The sequence below is a fragment of the Bradyrhizobium nanningense genome (assembly GCF_004114535.1).
GTDB classification, from domain to species: Bacteria; Pseudomonadota; Alphaproteobacteria; order Rhizobiales; family Xanthobacteraceae; genus Bradyrhizobium; species Bradyrhizobium nanningense.
Genome location: NZ_LBJC01000073.1, coordinates 35187 through 52188, shown reverse-complemented (window position 1 = coordinate 52188; position 17002 = coordinate 35187). Strand labels below are relative to the sequence as shown.

Here is a 17002-nt window from a genome sequence, read left to right as displayed (position 1 = left end):
ACATCTGATTATTATGTGGCGGAGAGACCCTGGGTGGCCGGCCCTGGCTGGCGTTAGGGCGCCTCCGCCACATAATCTCGTCCGACACATAAGTGCGGGTCTCGCTTGAAGGCTTCCTGCACCAGCAAGCCCAGCGAGTTCATGCCGCGACGCATGTCGGTGTGGCCGGTCGCAATCCACACCCGTACGCCCGACGCAATGGGGATCACCGCAGCCGTCCATCTGCCAGCGCCGCAACGGCGGCCTTCAGCGTTGCAGCGTCGACCGTGCCCGTGATCCGAATCCGAGTTCCGGCCGCAAACTCGATCTCGATCGCCCCGCCGCTGCTGGCCGGCGCGACTGGATAAGGCGTCGGCCCTGATTCCGCGACCACCATCGCCGGTACGAAGCCAGCTTGATGGGCGGCTTCCTTCGGCTCAGGCCGAAACGACCGTCGCCATCGCAGCAGCAATGAGCGCGAAATGCCGTACCGCCGCGCCGTTGCCGCGACTTGCCGCGGCGCCTGTAAGCTCTCCAGGACGATCTTGAGCTTCTCATCCTCGGACCAGCGCCGCCGCCGGCCCGTATCTACCACCTCAAGCCGTTCGACTTGGGCACTGCGCCTATCACTGTCCATAAGGACAGTACTCAACAACACGCCTCATTCGGCAAGGCGGCCTTCACCGGACGGATACCGCTAAACTGGAGAGCACAGGGGAGCTCCTGACATCACGCATTGCCTTATTGACGCAGGAATCGCCGCGGTGAAATCAATCAGATAATCCGCTTGTTCGCAGAATTTAGGCTCAAATGCGGTAGTCCACGCGCAAATTCATCTCTCTAAATCCGTACTATAAGGATTAAGCGTGATCTTTCTACACAGTTAAGGCGGGAAGCCATCTCAATGCGGCGGACTGGCATAGGAGTGGGATATGGCCAGGCATTTTTACCGACTCCGTATGGGCGCGCATGCCGATAAATTGTTTCGGAGAAGCAAGCGCGACCTGCAGCAAAGGCTCTGGCTGCAGTACAACGTGATGCGGTTAGGGTGTGAGCTAAGTCAATCCGAGCTCCGGCCCAGCGCCGCGGAACCGCAAATCCGCAACGGACGCGACACGCAGAAGTCTTTAGGGCCGGATCCAGAACTGGCCAGACAGGTATCAGCCGGAATGTGTGATTTCGCGCGTAGCCGAAATGACTAAAACCAAGCTTGATACGCCAAGCTTCCGTGCCAGGGTCGGTCATGGCCGACCCGAATAGCTACTGAGTGATCCAACACTTGCTCGCATTCGGGAGCTAATCGCATCTGCTTCATTGAAGCGAAAGCACATGTTTTCAAAGTAGCCATAGAAGGGGATTCGAAATGTTCTCAAATGGTACCCGCCGCCTAACCATGAGCGCTATTGCAGCCATATTTGGCTTGATGGCCGTTGATGCCTGCGCGCAAAGCGCCAAGAGAGTTATCAACGCAATGGCGCTGACTACCTATCCTCCCTTCGAGTTCAAGGATGAAAAGGCTGGCAAGGTAGCCGGCTTCAACATTGATGTTCTAGAAGCGATGGCAAAAAAGATGGGAGCGGAGGTCAGCTGGACCGAGACAAGCTACGCGCTGATGATCAGCTTTGCGCCGCTGAATACAAAGCGCGCCGATATCCTCTTGGGCACAATGGGGGATACGCCCGAGCGCCGCGCCAATGCTAATTTCCTCGATTACGTTTATTCAAACCAGATATTTTACACCTTAAGCACCAAAGCTGGGCGCTTTGCAAACCTCGAGGCTTTGTGCGGCAAGCGCGTGGCCGCCACACGCTCGAGCCTTATCGAGATCCAAGGGATTGAGAAATGGAGCGAGGAGAATTGTGTCAAAGCCGGCAAGCCGGCGGTCGAAGTCGCAGCCAGTGAGAATACGGCGCAAAGCCGACTCCTTGTACAGCAGGACCGTGCCGACGCCGCTATCACCGGCGAAGGCGTCATCGCGTATCAAAACAAACTTGAGGGGAACCAGTACGCAGTGATTAGTAAGCCTGTAGTCAAGTTGATGACCGGTTTCGCTTTCGCGAAGGATAACCTTCCGTTCGGAGAAGAGCTAAAGAAGGCCCTTGCCGGGATTATCGCCGATGGTACCTATAGCCAGCTTCTGCACAAGTGGGGCTTGACCGACCAGGCCAGCATTGGGCAGCCAATGATCAATGGTCAGCCCTAATCGGCAGTCTCGAGGCAGACGCTCGATACCGATTCGACACTCACGGTCAGAGCTGATCGTGGCGCACAGCATACCCGCTTCACGTAGTGACTGGTGCGACTCGGTGACTTTGCTTGGGCTTTTGCAATGTCAATTACGACACTTGGCTGTTTATCTCCTTGATGAATGCGTCATTAGATTCCAGCATCAAGCTTGCGCTGCTCGCCCATTTTGCCCGGTGCCACGGGCGCGCCGGCGATGGCGCTGCGACCACCACTTACGATAACGCAAGTCCTGCAACGGCGTGCTCACACACATTTCGGGAAAGTGGTTCACTAAAATGCTGGCTTCACCCTGCACCGCGCTGAATTGCAACGGAAGCTCCATTCTGTCTCAGAATTCCTCTAGTGCGATGCGAGTACAAGAGCAGCATCGGCTCGGCGACAGCCTGCGTCGTATGAACATGTTTCGGCCGAAACCGTGACCGATTTGAACCGGCATGGCGCTGAGGTGCATGTGAGAACCGCGGTGTTCCAGACACTGCGGGGCTTTCTTCATCAGCGAAGTTATACAGGAACGCCAAACCCAGACGGACGGTCTTTCCCTACAGACCTTAAAGTGCTGGATGCCAGCACTAGTGCTTCTGAGTGGGTTCTCTATGAACGATGCGAGAAATATTTCCCAAACACGAGCCCAGTGTCGGTGTACGGCTTGCCTTCATGCTCTGCAGAACTGTAGTTAAATCGCATGGATTCAGTTTGGATTCACTGGGTGGGAATCGGAACTGTAAAGTGGCTCAGTCGAACAAAGGGTTATGGGTTCATCAAACCGGATGATGGCGGGCGCCGGCGTATTCATGTACATTCGCCGTTGAAAAGGCTGGCTACAGCGAATTAGTGGAGGGAGCCAAGATCATCTGGGAGCTAAGGCCGGACGTTCTGGCAAAGCCAACTTGGATAATGTTGCCAACTAGTCGAAGCATTCGGCATCCTGCCTCGGGTCGCTAGGAGATTTTGATCCGGCCTCTGAACGTCCGCGCCGCTGAAACCGCTTCGTTGCTTGGCGATGTTTCTGTTACCGACCAGCCCCCCCTTTATTGAGTTGGCGAATTCGACAGCTCGCTTGGCGAGATAGGCCATCAAGTAACAAGCACAAGCCAAGGAAAGGACGACCGGAGCAGAAATCACTGGAGATGATTTCGGGGCTGGCGGTGGAACGGAAGGCCGTTTGAACTCTCCGCTCTTTCAATCTATTTGGATTCAAAAGCGTTCTTGCTCGTGTTATCATCTGGCTCGAGCTGGGAGGACCACCGAATGTTGGACGCAGCTACTACCGTGCTTTTGCGAACGGTCCTCGAGGAAGTCTGCGAGAATGTTCCTCGGAGCGGGCATCCGCGCGCATGTCGCCTCGAAGATGTTGGAAGCCGCCGCTTGCGGGGAGACGACGCGCGAACGCCTTAAACAAATCGGCATTGATGCTCTTCGCCAGGCGCCTACCATGTGGCGGTAGGTGATAAAATGATGTTGTCGGTTGGGTGAATTTCTAGGTCACAGTCCTGAAGATCCTTGTCATCTATGCGGGCGGGTTGGCGCCCATGGCGGAGCTTAAGCGGGACATGGCGATTTTGGCGACGAGCGGTCGGGATTGGGCTGACCGCACCAAGAGATTGGCCGCTCGAGTGCCGGACCTGAACATCTTCTCCGAGATCGAGCGTGTAAGGGGTGGGTGGCGCATTACGGAAGACGAGCGCGCGGTGCTCGATTTCATGGAGGTGCGCCCGATTACTACGGAGATGAAGTTAGAGATCGAGAGAAGGCCGTTGTTGAGTCTCCGAAGGCTCACTCGATCCCCTCCCATCGAAAAAGGCTGGCGCCGACATGGACTCCGGCATCGACGTCGTGTCCCCGACAACCGAAGGCGGACCAGCCGGTCTTAGCCGTCGTTTTCGTTGTTCTCCAAAGCGGTTCAGGCTTAAACCAATCAGACGTGAGAGCGGTGGGCCGGCTGCCCATCAACTGTCGCGAACCATTCCGTCCTTGACCGCGAACGCGAGAAGTATTGGACACTGTTAAATTACCCGACGTCCCCATCGACCAATTGAAATCCTTTAAAGAATGCTACTAAACGCAGCCTTTAATCCTCGGAAGGGGTCCTATTGCATCAATAGTGATTGGAAATCGCGTTACAAGTAGGAAACGCGGCGGAGGACGTACAACAGGACGCACCGCTTCGCCATGGTGGCGCATGTCAAGCTCGCGCCCGCCGTTTGTGAATGCCGCAAGTAGTTGAGATTGCTGTCAGCCGCGCTTCGCGTCGGCTGTAGTGTTGCGGCCAAAAGAAAGTAGGGGCATCCACGTAGCGCAAATGGAGACGACAATGCGCAACAGTTCCCAGAATTCCCCGAGATAGTTTCGGAAGGTGCTGCGCGATATGCGGCGGGAAGTTCGGGCTGATCCGTTACTACTGGTGGCGAAAGGCCCTTTGCTCGAAGAAGTGCGTCGATCGTTTAAAGACGCCGCAGGAAGCCGACCGTAAATGGATCTGCTGGCTGCGGGCTGCTTAAATCCGTGAAGCCCTCTTACGTGCGGTGGGTGGATGGATATCCACGTCAGAAGAAGCATCAACCGAACCGAACCGCACCTGCCCGTGGCATTCGAAACCTCAGATGGTGGAAGCGTAAAGTGACTGAGACTTCAGCAACAATCATCGACTTCAATGCCTACAGGACGAGGAAGCGTGCTGGAGCCAAGGTTCGGCATGGCCTAGATGGCTCAACTGTGCCGCCTGGCTTGTACCCGTTGTATTTCTTTTAGCCATTCCTGGTTTGGAACCCATTCGGTTGGGTCGATCCGCCTACACCGCAACGAGGCTCTTTTTGAACAAACCAGAGGGTTCGTTCTCTGCTGCGAAGGCCCCCGTTCGGCCTGTACAATCGCTGGCCCACGTGGTGGAGCAGCTGAATGGTTTGGCTTCAACACAGAATAAATGTGTGTTTCCGACCTACATCTGTCAGTCGCGTAACGCACATATTGCGATGGCGGCGACAACTTTCGCCACTTCCTTCTGAGGGACGAGAAGCGCTGGACGATGATTGCGCGACCATTGGAAGTTTTTGTCCCATCCTTCTCTGGTTTTTCAAAAAGGGGACGATCTCCTCTTTTTGTCGCCATTGACAGCGCTCTCAGTTCTTACCTAGGAAACACCGACTGCGGGGACACGGGCGCAGAGAACTTAAAATGAGCCACAGTTCGGGGCAGCCTATCGAACGTGTCACGATTCCTATGCTCCAGCGATGGAAGCAGGAGGGACGGCGCGTGGTAATGACCACCGCCTACGACGCGGTACGGCACGCATCGCTCACCACGTCGTCAACATCATCCTTGTAGGGGATAGTGTTGGCAATGTCTGCCTTGGCTTCGAGGATACCGTGCGGCTCCCCGGGGAGCGCGGGCGCGCCAGTGGTGGAAGCACCGGAAACGCCCCGGGCTAAGGCGACCCGGGAGCTGGCGGGGGCGATGGCAGGGCCTATTATTTCAAATCCGGATTAGACGCGCCCCGGGTTGCGCCTTCCAGATGGTGCGCAGCGGAGGAGAAGGGCCAGCACTCGATCCCTTCCTAATCTGAGGTGCCAACCTGAACCACATGCCCCCTCCATCGCGACGTTAGGCCGCCCTGTAACGTAAGAGGCTGATATGCGTAAAAGCATCGCGCGGTGGAATACGTCGCCGATCTGGCTTTATCGCAGGATTCGCTCGTTGACAGGCCTCTGATTGCATGGATCGGAAGCTGCTGACTGTTAAAATTTCGAATCAAATGTTGCTGAAGGTCAAAAGGGGTTGACCGCCAAGAATTTCACTCATCAAGAGACGGACCGCAGTATGACCGACCAGTCCCTGTCCGTCCTCGGCGGGCGCGATAACTCCGAAGCTGCAGCTCTCAAACGAGCATCCGATACACCTCGAATGCTTCATCGGCCAGGTGCGGTGCGTTCCAGTACGCGCCCCTTCGTCAAGAACGGGATTCTCGCGAGAATTTCTCTTCAAGAACTCGCGTCAGTAGGAGAATACCTTGAGCCGGTCGTCCTGAGAGAGCGCGCGATACTTCAAGAACCCAAAAAGCAACTTGAGCACATCTATTTCATAGAATCGGGCCTCGTCTCGCTGAGGATTGTCGCGGCGGGAAGCATTCTTGAAACGGCGGTAATGGGACATCGTGGTGCGGTCGGCGCCTCGCTCTTAGCCGGAGGGCATCTTGTCACGCATCAATCCGTTGTACTATTTCCTGGAAGTGCGCACAGGATTCTTGTCGAGGATTTGCGGCGCGTCCTGCCTGAGTGCTCGGAAATCCGAGAGCATCTCTTTCAGTATGCTCAAGCATTGAACTTGCATTGCGCTCAGACGGGATTGTGCGGGGTTCGACACGATCGGGAGAAACGGCTCGCATGCTGGATCTGTTTGGCGAGCGATTCTCTCGAGTCTGATGTGCTTCCAATTACACATGACTACCTCTCTTCGATGTTGGGATTGCGGCGCCCTGGGGTAACCGAAACGCTAATCCGATTCGAGCAGCAAGGATTAATTCGAAAAACGCGTGGTGTGTTGCAGATCGGAGATCGGCGGTCCCTCGAGCGCAGGGCATGTAGTTGCTACAAGGTAATTGCCGGCGCCTATTTTGCAGCTGAGGCCCCTACGTCAGCCAACAATAGTATCCATGGCAGCTTGGAGTCCTACTTGAGCGCACTCTAGAGGTGATCACAAATGGGCCGGTTGGATACACGAACTCCATGTCGAACGTACATCCACGCATTAACATCACTGAGACGTGTTATCGGGTTGCTTCCTCGGGACCGTCTCACCAAGCGGGCAGAGCATTAGAGCAGGCCACCGAACCAGATTTACGGGTGAAAGAGGCCGCTTCTGGATCTGGCAGCCGATGTGCGCATCTCGATGGACGGCCGCTGGATGGGCAACGTGTTGATCGAGCGGCTGTGGCGCTGCTCAAGCACGAGGACATCGTGTGCTGTGGAAGTCAGGCTTCGGCATGAAGCCTGACGAAGCTTTGTCAGAGATGGAGGATGGCCCTCCGAAGTCGACCTGCAGGGGTAGACGTCAAACCACTCCCAGCTGCGAGGGTAAAGAGCCCTGGTAGTGAGCGTTGGAGGAAAAGGCGGAGGAAACTCCGTCAGGTGAGATCCGAGGAGACGAACGTAAGTAAACCGCTGATGACGTGTCGTAACGTGTTCTATCGACGTCGAAACCGGGATCAGGATGTCTATCCCGCGAGCAAGGGTTGGGGGGAGCCTGCCGACTGCCCAACCGGCGTCCGGCATGAAGGCGGCGTGACCTCGGATCAGGCTTTGACAAGGAACACAGGAACCTGTCGCTCCGATGTGAAGGGAGGACTCCAAGCGGCTCGTCGCCGCAAGGAGCAGAGTACCGATGCGGAGCACAGGGGCGGAAACGCCCGTATTAGGGACGAAGGCGCTGTAATGGCACTGGACCGAAGGGGCGTTGTCATCCGGCTTTACGCGGTCGACAACCCGAAAGGGGATGATCGGCATGAGTAAGGCCAAGCCGTTTTGTATTGCCAGACGCGATGTCTGGGAGGCGTATAAGCAAGTGAAGGCTAACCAAGGGGCAGCTGGTATTGACGGGCAGTCGATCGAAGACTTCGACCGAGATCTGAATAAGAATCTCTATCGGATCTGGAATCGGATGAGTTCGGGCAGCTACTTTCCGCCTCCGGTGCGGCGCGTTGAGATACCGAAAGGCGGAGCTGGCAGCACGCGACCGTTGGGAATACCAACGGTCTCGGACAGGATCGCCCAGATGGTGGTCAAGCGTTATCTTGAACCGATCCTGGAGCCCGTGTTCCACATGGATTCCTATGGGTATCGGCCAGGGAAATCAGCACATGATGCACTGGCTGTGGCTCGGCGTCGATGCTGGAGCCACGATTGGGTGCTCGACCTCGACATCAAGAGCTTCTTCGACGAAATCGACTGGAGCCTTCTGATGAAGGCCGTGCGCCGCCACACCGACTGCAAATGGGTCTTGCTCTACCTGCAAAGGTGGCTGGAAGCGCCCGCGAGCATGCCGGATGGAAGCTTGGTCAAGCGCACGAGAGGAACTCCGCAGGGGGCTGTCATCAGCCCGCTGTTGGCGAATCTCTTTCTTCATTATGCGTTCGATGTGTGGATGAGCCGAGAATATCCGGGTGTCCCATTTGAACGATATGCTGATGATGCCATCGGCCATTGCCGAAGCGAAGCGGAGGCGCGTGACTTGTGTCGGGCGCTCGAAGCGAGGTTTGCGGAATGCGGGCTACGGCTGCATCCGGAAAAGACGAAGATCGTGTATTGCAAAGATGCCAATCGCTCCGGCGCTTATCCGGAGCAGTCGTTTGACTTCCTCGGCTATAGCTTTCGGCCGAGGATGGCGAACAATCGACACGGTGAGCGGTTCGTCTCATTCAGCCCGGCCGTCAGCAAGAAGGCCGGGAAACGGATGCGGCATACCGTGCGCAGGTGGCGGCTGCATCGGCGCAGCGATCTTGAGCTGGTGGAAATCGCCAAATGGGTCCGTCCAGTCCTGACGGGCTGGGTGCGCTACTACGGGCGGTTTTATCCCTCGAAGCTTCAAGAGGAGTTGCGCACGATCGATGCCTACATCGTTCGATGGGCAACACGAAAATACAAACGGTCCCGAGGACACACGTTGGCGGTATGGGAATGGTTGCGATCGCTGAAGCGACGCAATCCAGGCCTGTTCGCTCACTGGGTTGCCGGATCAACGGTTGGATGACGGGAGCCGGATGAATCGCGAGGTTCACGTCCGGTTCTGAGAGAGCGCGGGGCTGCAATGCCCCGCGCCACTCACCTGCCTCAAAGGCCACGCCGACGGCCGCGAGGCCCACATCGGCGTCTAGATGGCCTTCTACAACACCCGTCACCCGCATCAGGCGCGTCATCGCGCGCCGATGACGGCTTGGCGCGAAGGCATTAACGGCCTCGTCGATGTGGCTGTGGACATGACGCTGCGCTTGGAAAATGCTGAAGCCTTGCCTACATGCCCACAGCCGCAACAACAGCGCCCAGCGCTGTTCGCGAGGTGATATCAGGAGATCGGAGCGCTCGAGCATCCAACTAACAAGCAATCCGTGGTCCCACACATGGAGTCCACTTCAGTCTGCAGCCAGGGTATCCCTGCATTGAGGGCCGCCTTGTTTGACGAACGCGATCGCTGCAGGTCCTAGGAGTAATCCTAGGAGAAGCGCGATGACGATTTCGAGGGCGGAGGTGATCACATCGGTCGAGCGGCGGCGCCGGTGGTCGCAGGATGAGAAGGAACGGCTAGTTGCAGCATCGCTTGAGCCCGGAGCCAATGTTTCCGAGGTTGCTCGCATGGCCGGCCTTCATGTGAGCCAGCTGTTCCGGTGGCGCAAAGAGCTTTGCAAGCAGGGTGAAGCGAGTATAGCGCGTTCGTGCCGGTCGAGATTGGGCCGTCTGTGCCGCCGCGGGAGGTGGCCGAACCGCCATTGACAAGGACGGCGGTGCGTCGACGGAAGAGCCAGGGCATCATCGAAATCGATCTTGGTAGCGGGCACCGCATCCGGGTCGATGGCGACGTTGATGGAGACGCGCTACGTCCGGTTCTCAATGCTTTGGTACGCCGACGATCCCGGTTCCGACGGGCGCGCGAGTGTGGCTCGCGACAGGCTACACGGACATGCGCCGAGGCTTTCCGTCGTTGGCACTCCACGGCGCAGTTGAGCTACCTGTTGTCCGGAATCGATTGGCGCAACCCACAAGAAACCCAGCGTCCGACGCGGGTCGGATAGTCGCTTTGGGTTTGAATCTGCTGCTTGATCTGATTCAATGGCTTCATGATCGAAGCCGGACGACCTTCCATCGGATCTTGCGCGTGCCCTGGCGGCGCTGCAGGCTGAACGTGAGGCGCGGCTGCAAGCCGAGCCGGTAGCTGCCAGTGCGCGGGCGGAGCGGTCGGCCAACGAGGCGCTGATCGCGCATCTTGAGCTGCGGATCGAGAAGCTCAAGCGCGAACTGTACGGACAGCGCTCTGAGCGCACGGCGCGGCTGATCGAGCAATTGGAATTGGAGCTCGAAGAACTCGTCACCACGGCGAGCGAGGACGAGCTTGCCGCCCAGGCGGCGGCGACGAAAACCCAGGCCGAGCGCGCCTGCAGTAACCGGCATGAGGCCCCCACCTAGCCACCCTCGGCTTGCGCGCGATACAGCCTGGCATGAGCTGATCGGTGGAGGTGGAACGATGGCAAATGCCATGCTTGATGCCAGGCAGGAAGATGACTCCTATCGTCGCGTCGCGGTGATCACTGGGGAGCGCCGACGGCGTCGGTGGACGGGCGAGGAGAAGGCCCGGATCGTGGCGGAGAGCTTTGGGGAGGGGGCGAACATCTCCGAGGTTGCGCGGCGCAATGGCGTTTCGCGGGGGCTGCTTACGGTGTGGCGACGCCAAGTTGCGGCGGCGGTGGTGGGCAAGGCGCCGAACTTCGTGCCAATCCAAATTGGTGCCGAGAGCGGTAGCGGGACAGCCGGCGAGCCCGAGCGTATTTCGCGGCTACAGACGAAGCCTTTGGAGATCGCCGCGCCGCCGGCCAAGGTTTGCGGGGTTGTCGAGATCGAGGTGAACGGGGGCGCGCATCCGGGTCGAGTCGGGCGTGGAGCTGGCGACGCTGTCGACCGTGCTGGCGGCGCTTCGGGGCATCCGGTGATTGCGCTACGCTCTGACCTCAAGGTGGTGCTGGCGACACAGCCGGTCGATTTCCGCAAGTCGGTGCATACGCTGTCGGCATTGGTGAGCGAAGCCGCTGCGGGCGAACCCGTATTGTGGCGACGTCTTCGTGTTCCGCAGCAAACGCATGGACAGGGTGAAGCTTCTGGCGTGGGACGGCAGCGGCATGGTGCTGGTGACGAAGTGGTTGCACCAGGGGCACTTCACCTGGCCGCCGATCCGCGACGGCGTGGTGCATCTCAGTGCGACGCAGCTCGCGATGCTGCTCGACGGACTCGAGTGGACGCGCGTCTCACCCAAGCCTGTGAAGCAGCCGGCCGTTGTCGGCTGAGAGGAGAGGATTTCGCTGGAGCCTGTGGCGCGCGGATGTATGGTCCGTTCATGGCGATTCGCCCGGACGTTCTCCCGACTGATCCAGCCGCTCTAACCGAGATGGTGCTCGCGCTTGACGCCGAGAACGAGAAGCTGCGTGTTGATCGTGAACACCGCAAAGCTCCATGAGCTCGATCCGCAGGCCTATCTGATCGACGTGCTGGAGCGCATCGTCTCCGGGCGAACCAAGAGGATCAACTGCACGAGTTGCTTGCCTGGCACTGGAAGGCGGCGCGCCAGCGCACCGCACAGGCCGCTGCGTGAGCCCACGTCGCGATAAAGCATTGTCATCGATGGCCACCGCCGCGATGCCACTTGCGGAACTCGAGCGATGGCTGCAGGCTCGCGTCGATCAGCATCCTGCCGCCACCAATCTCCCCATGCTCGACGGCTACGTCGCCGCAATCGTGGCCGGACCGGTGTCGATGAGCCCACTCGACTGGATCTGCCCGCTGCTCGCCATCGATGCCGATGCCTTCAACCACGGCGGCACCCCGGAGTTTGCAGCCATATCGGCCGTCGCGCTGCGCCACAACGACATCAGCAACACCCTCTCGACCGCACCCGACAGGTTCGCGCCGATGCACCGGCGCAAACCCAGTGGAGACGTCGATCCGCGACCATGGTGCCCAGGCTTCTATGCCGCGATGCGGCTCAAGCTATCGGCGTGGGCGCCGTTGCTGGACGCCAGCAACGTCAATCGCGGCCTACTTCTGCCCATCCTGCTGCACTGTCGCGACGATCAGGGCCGTCCGCTGCTTGGACCACCACGAAGCGGTCGCGAGACCAAGAACTTTCTGCGTAACGCCCACGCCGATATTCCGGCGGCGGTCGAGGCCTTGCGGCAATACTGGATGCCGATCCGCTACGCCCGCGCTCGCTGATCACCGCGCACGTGGGAGCTCATGCCGGTTACCGCCTGCACGCGCAAGCGGCCGGTGCGCAAGCCGTGGCCGGACGACATCGAACGCGAGCGCGTCGTCATCGAGGCCCCGACCAGCTGTGCCTGCTGCGGCGGATCGCGCCTGGCGAAGCTGGGCGAGGATGTGACCGAGACGCTGGAGGAGATCCCGCGCCGGTTCAAGCTGATCGAGACGGTGCGGGAAAACTTCACCTGCTGCGATTGCGAGAAGATCAGCCAGCCGCCGGCACCGTTCCATGCCAAGCCGCGCTGCTTCATCGGTCCGCAATTGCTGGCGACGATCCTGTTCGACAAGTTCGGCATGCATATCCCGCTCAACTGCCAGAGTGTGCGCTTTAAGGCCGAGAGGATCGACCTGCCGCTGTCGACGCTGGCCGACCAGGTCGGCCACGGGACCTTCGCCGTCATGCCGCTCTTCCAGCTGATCGAGCGTCACGTGCTCGCGGCCGAGCGCCTTCGTGGCGACGACACAACCATCCGCATCTTGGCCAAGAGCAAATGCACGACCGGCCGGATCCGGGCTTATGTGCGGGATGACCGGCCCTACGGTGGGCCAGCGCCGCCGGCGGCGGTCTATTACGCCTCGAGCGACCGACGGGGCGAGCATCCCCAGAAGCATCTGGCCGCCTTCGCCGGTATCCTGCAGGCGGATTGCTATAGCGGCTTCGAGCCGTTGTCGATCCGCAAAAGAAAGCGATGCCGATCACGCCAGCATTCTGCTTCGCCCATGCGCGGCGGGGCTTCTTCGAGCTGGCCGATATCGAGAAGAACGCCAGGGAAGGCAGGCAAACCGGTCTCCCCGATCGCGCTGGAGGCGGTCAGACGCCTGGATACGTTGTTCGAGATCCATCAACGGCCGCAGTGCCGACGAGCGGGTGCGCCAGGAGAGAAACAAGCCGCTGCTCGACGACATGCACGCCTGGCTGCTGCGGGAGCGAGAAACCCTCTCGCGCTCCTCCGAGGTCCTGAAGCCCATGAATTACATGCTCAGGCGCTGGGCCGACTTTGCCCGCTTCCTCGACGATGGCAGGATCTGCCTCAGCAACAACGCCGCCGAAAGAGCGTTGCGCGGCATCGCCATAGGCGCAATTGGACCTTCGCCGGCAGCCTGCGCGGCGCCGACCGCGCTGCCATCATGCTGACGATGATCACGACCTGTCGTCTTAACGATGTCGACCCCAAAGCCTGGCTCGCCGACGTCCTCGCCCGGATCGCCGATCTTCCCGCTTTGCGTTTGCACGAACTGCTGCCTTGGGAATGGAAGCTCCTGCGCCAAGCCGACAAGCCCACCGATCAGCAAGCTGCCTAACCTTCACGCAACGCTATCATAGGCTACCCGGCCCCCGCGCGCATGCATCAATCAGGCGGTCTCCGTCGTATGCGTACCTGCCAGGCCGCGATAATTCGTTTCCTTATTTCACATCCTTCGGCAGGCGAGCTAGCCGCGAGTGCGGCTGACAATCAGCGGGGTTGGCTGAGGCTGCTGTTGCCGGTCGCTTCCGTGCGCCTTAAAACCTGGGGGATTAGAAGAATGGAAACACCATTCTTGCTGCGGTGAGTGGCCGGTTCCTGAATAGCCGTGCAATTGGTCACCGCTCAATTAGCGCGCGTTCTCCCGCACGCTAGGCTCTTGCATGGCGACGCCGCGCATTGGCGAGAAAGAGCATCTAACGATCTCGACGGCCAGAATAGGATATCAAAAAAGATTCAGGTCTCGCCCGATCTGCGCAAAAGCCGCATCTCGCGTTGGTGGGAGCCGGGAAATGCGCAACACGCTTTGAACGGTACCAATTCCGCGCGCGAGATGACCACCGATGTGTACGAACCGTACATTGAAGCAAGTCTTGGGTACTAATCGTACGCTTGTGAAGCGCTTAGAACACGCTAGCCCGTAGCGCGCGCGCGTTAGTCCGTTTCGTACAAAGTTTTCACGCTGCTCATTCTCGCAATCTGTCAACGTAGTCACGCGAGCGGCGGAATGGTCCGCACCGCGACGTCACCGGGTTCGATTCATCGGTGATGTTCGAGGAAGGCCCTGTAGGTCGAGAATGATTGGGGGCAGAGGTGGCTAATCTTTTCGAAGGCGAGACTGGCCACTCTTGGGTTAAAACAACTGGAGGGTTTTTTATGAAGATGGCGAAGAGCCTCTTTCTAGGTTCAGCGGCAGGTTTGATCGCTATCGGCGGTGCACACTCGGCCGATCTCCCCGTCAAGGCCAAGGCGATCGAGTACGTCAAAATCTGCTCTTTGTACGGAGCTGGATTCTACTACATCCCTGGTACTGACACTTGCATCAAGCTCGGCGGCTATCTGCGCGCTGAAGTCGTGCTGAATTCAAGCTACCACTATGTTGGACCGGATAGTGGTGTGGGTGGCGCTAATAACCGCCTGAGCGACTATTACAGTGCGCGCTCTCGTCAGGACATCACTATCGACACTCGCACCGCAACCGAGTACGGCTTACTCCGCACGTACTTCGAAGGAGCATGGACTTATACGACCGGCCCCTATAGCGGTAACGGCGCCGGTGGAACGACGTATACGACATCCATAGGTTCTCAGATCTCGGGTGGCACGCCCGGTCTCTACCACGCCTTCATCCAGTTCGCTGGCTTCACGTTCGGCAAAGCGTTTTCGCAATTCAGCACGCCTTGGAACCAATATCCGGCGAATTCCATCGAGCTGCCCGGCGCCGGCGGCTGGGAGCCCGCAAACCAGTTCGCTTATACGTTCGACTTCGGACAAGGTATCACGGCTGCTTTTTCAGCCGAGGATCAAGTTTCTCGTGATCAGCTTGCCGTCTGGAACGTGAGCGCGGCGTCCGCTGCGGGAATTGCCGCTGGTGCGTACGGCGCTAATGACTTCGGTGGTTCGCGAACTCCGGATTTCGTCGCGCAGCTTCGTGTCGATCAGGCTTGGGGCCTTTTCCAGGCGTCGTTTGCCGCGCATGACAATCACGCAGCCTATTACGGCGCAACCGAGCTCACCGGTCACCCAGATGACAAGTGGGGCTGGGCTGGTCAGCTGGGCTTGTCGATCAGGAACATCCCGACCGGTGCGGGTGATACGATCAACATGTCAGCGGTATATACGAATGGTGCGAGTCGCTATAATTTCCATGACTATACGAGTGCGCCTAGCTTCGCGATGTATGGAAGCACAGGCCTTGCTGGTGCCTACCAGAGCGTCGCCCTAGCTGGCGTATCTGACTCGGTATTCGTGACGGGCTCAGGTCAACAACTGACTACGACCTATGGCTTCCAGGGCGGCTATTCACACAACTGGGATCCCCGCTGGGTGAGCAGCATCTACGGTGGGTGGAGTGCTGTACGGTACAACAACACGGCCAAGGGCTACATCTGCGGCGCGGTCGTCGCAAATGTCGCGCTCTCGACTGGTGCTGCAGGGTGCAATCCCGACTTCAACTACGCCATTATTGGTACGAGGACGGGTTGGACGCCAGTCAAAGGCCTGACCTTCTCGGCCGAGCTTGCGTACACGATGCTGGACCAGAAGTACGCGAGCGGGAGCACGGTGACGCTGCCGCAGCAGTCAGGCATCGCCAAGCCGGGTACTACGTATGAGCTGAAGGACCAGGGCGCACTCACGCTGCTGCTCCGGGCCCAGCGCGTCTGGTGAGTTACTGTCAAATTAACAGAAGGAGGAACCAAGCGGCTCTGTTCAACTAAGTAGACCTCCAAAAAGGCCTCCGGCATGCCCGCCGGAGGCCTTTCATATCTGGCCTAAGTGGAGGCTTTTGAACCCGTACTTTCGCTGAATTACTTCGGCAGGTAGCGTATCAACGCGCTCTATAGCTTCTGAAGCCGATCCAGATGGAACGCAATGCGCGCGTCTAAAGAGACAAACTGCTTGTTTATGCAACCGATCGAGGCGGTGGTCTGCGCGGCTTCACCCCTCCGCCTTTGGCGGCTTGGATATGGCGTCTATATCGCACTTCGTGCTCAGAAAATTTCCGCCGGCCCTTTCTGCGTAGTGATGCGCGCCTGCTGGCATCGCTACGAATCAATATCGATGGCGACAAGTGCACGTCAAACAGGATCAATCGCGCGCCAGAAAAACAAAAGTGCATTTCGCGCCTCGTCCCTCACGGAAAATGGGTGATGGTTCGTTGGTCCTGAACCAGACCGCACAATAGCCAGATTCAGTTTCAGGCTGCGCCCGCCCTCCCATTAGAGGTGACGTAACGAGGGAGAAGCGGGCCTTCAGCAAGGCAATGTGAAAGCGTTGTGCCCGGTTCGGTCTTCTGTGCTCCCATTTCCGCATGAATATGGCGGCCCCGCGGGGCCGACGATAATTGTGATGGAACATCGGGTCCACTCGTCCCTTGGCCAAGTGGCCCACTGGCCTTGCCCAGATCAGGACGGCACACGCGGGCAGTTCTGGGCGAACTTCGCTGCGCAGAACACCAGATCGAATTGTAATTGAGCGCTAGAACTTAGGAAGTTCTGAGTAAGGAGTACTCCGGTCGTGATCGGATCTCGAGAGAGGACAGCGGGCTATCCAGCGAAGCGCCAGCTAAGTTCGATTCCGACGGCTCCCTCTTGAGGCACTTGCTGCGATCATGGCTACAGTGACGTCGGCGAGGTGTTCGCCAATCCACTCTTCCATGAGATTGTCATCGCTCTGCTGTCAATCTCTATTACCGCGAAAAGTCTAGGAGACTACGCCAAACATAAAAGACCAACCCGCCTCAAAGTGGTCGGCCGGCAACCAAATGTTCTCTGGCTTGCGAGCGGCCGCGGCGCTCAATATCTC

Annotated in this window: 10 protein-coding genes and 6 pseudogenes; 14 read left to right on the top strand and 2 right to left on the bottom strand. The window is 58.6% G+C overall.

Translation table 11 applies throughout. From position 1 onward, the window contains the following. Positions 1-53: 53 nt before the first annotated feature. Together tnpB (XH84_RS41985) and tnpA are read right to left on the bottom strand one after the other, a co-directional pair. Positions 54-182, bottom strand: coding sequence for an IS66 family insertion sequence element accessory protein TnpB (gene tnpB / locus XH84_RS41985; protein ID WP_430642002.1), 129 nt, complete (start codon positions 180-182; stop codon positions 54-56). 23 nt (positions 183-205) lie between these two features. Further along, on the bottom strand, positions 206-616 hold the full coding sequence (tnpA, locus tag XH84_RS33525) for an IS66-like element accessory protein TnpA (protein WP_128948622.1): 411 nt from the start codon (positions 614-616) through the stop codon (positions 206-208). A 726-nt stretch (positions 617-1342) separates the two neighbouring features. Between tnpA and XH84_RS33520 the strand changes: the two genes are divergently transcribed. The 14 genes and pseudogenes from XH84_RS33520 (at position 1343) to XH84_RS33445 (ending at position 15865) form a co-directional block, all read left to right on the top strand. Next, positions 1343-2182 (top strand): transporter substrate-binding domain-containing protein, encoded by an 840-nt coding sequence (locus XH84_RS33520; protein WP_128948618.1) that lies wholly within the window; start codon positions 1343-1345, stop codon positions 2180-2182. A gap of 750 nt (positions 2183-2932) precedes the next feature. Continuing rightward, positions 2933-3168, top strand: a pseudogene (locus XH84_RS33515) (cold-shock protein). Positions 3169-5397: 2229 nt separating this feature from the next. After that, positions 5398-5591 (top strand): annotated as a pseudogene (locus XH84_RS33500) (3-methyl-2-oxobutanoate hydroxymethyltransferase); the annotation flags it as partial. 448 nt (positions 5592-6039) lie between these two features. Then, entirely contained in the window at positions 6040-6906 is an 867-nt protein-coding gene (locus tag XH84_RS41715) for a helix-turn-helix domain-containing protein (protein ID WP_128948617.1), read from the top strand. A gap of 813 nt (positions 6907-7719) precedes the next feature. After that, positions 7720-8964 (top strand): group II intron reverse transcriptase/maturase, encoded by a 1245-nt coding sequence (gene ltrA / locus XH84_RS33490; protein ID WP_128948616.1) that lies wholly within the window; start codon positions 7720-7722, stop codon positions 8962-8964. Positions 8965-9088: 124 nt separating this feature from the next. Next, positions 9089-9274 (top strand): hypothetical protein, encoded by a 186-nt coding sequence (locus XH84_RS33485; protein ID WP_128948615.1) that lies wholly within the window; start codon positions 9089-9091, stop codon positions 9272-9274. Positions 9275-9437: 163 nt separating this feature from the next. Continuing rightward, positions 9438-9701 (top strand): transposase, encoded by a 264-nt coding sequence (locus XH84_RS41980; protein ID WP_128948614.1) that lies wholly within the window; start codon positions 9438-9440, stop codon positions 9699-9701. A gap of 387 nt (positions 9702-10088) precedes the next feature. Next, positions 10089-10373 (top strand): annotated as a pseudogene (locus tag XH84_RS33475) (IS66 family transposase); the annotation flags it as partial. Between the two features lies 1 nt (position 10374). Continuing rightward, positions 10375-10650, top strand: a pseudogene (locus XH84_RS33470) (transposase); the annotation flags it as partial. 258 nt (positions 10651-10908) lie between these two features. Then, a pseudogene (gene tnpB / locus XH84_RS33465) lies at positions 10909-11263 on the top strand (IS66 family insertion sequence element accessory protein TnpB). 144 nt (positions 11264-11407) lie between these two features. Next, positions 11408-11568, top strand: a pseudogene (locus XH84_RS33460) (transposase domain-containing protein); the annotation flags it as partial. A 29-nt stretch (positions 11569-11597) separates the two neighbouring features. Further along, a complete protein-coding gene (locus tag XH84_RS33455; RefSeq protein WP_128948613.1) occupies positions 11598-12188 on the top strand; it encodes a UPF0149 family protein in 591 nt (196 codons plus the stop codon). A gap of 21 nt (positions 12189-12209) precedes the next feature. Continuing rightward, a complete protein-coding gene (gene tnpC / locus XH84_RS33450) occupies positions 12210-13535 on the top strand; it encodes an IS66 family transposase (protein ID WP_245471948.1) in 1326 nt (441 codons plus the stop codon). 818 nt (positions 13536-14353) lie between these two features. Further along, positions 14354-15865 (top strand): porin, encoded by a 1512-nt coding sequence (locus tag XH84_RS33445; protein ID WP_128948612.1) that lies wholly within the window; start codon positions 14354-14356, stop codon positions 15863-15865. Positions 15866-17002 lie beyond the last annotated feature (1137 nt).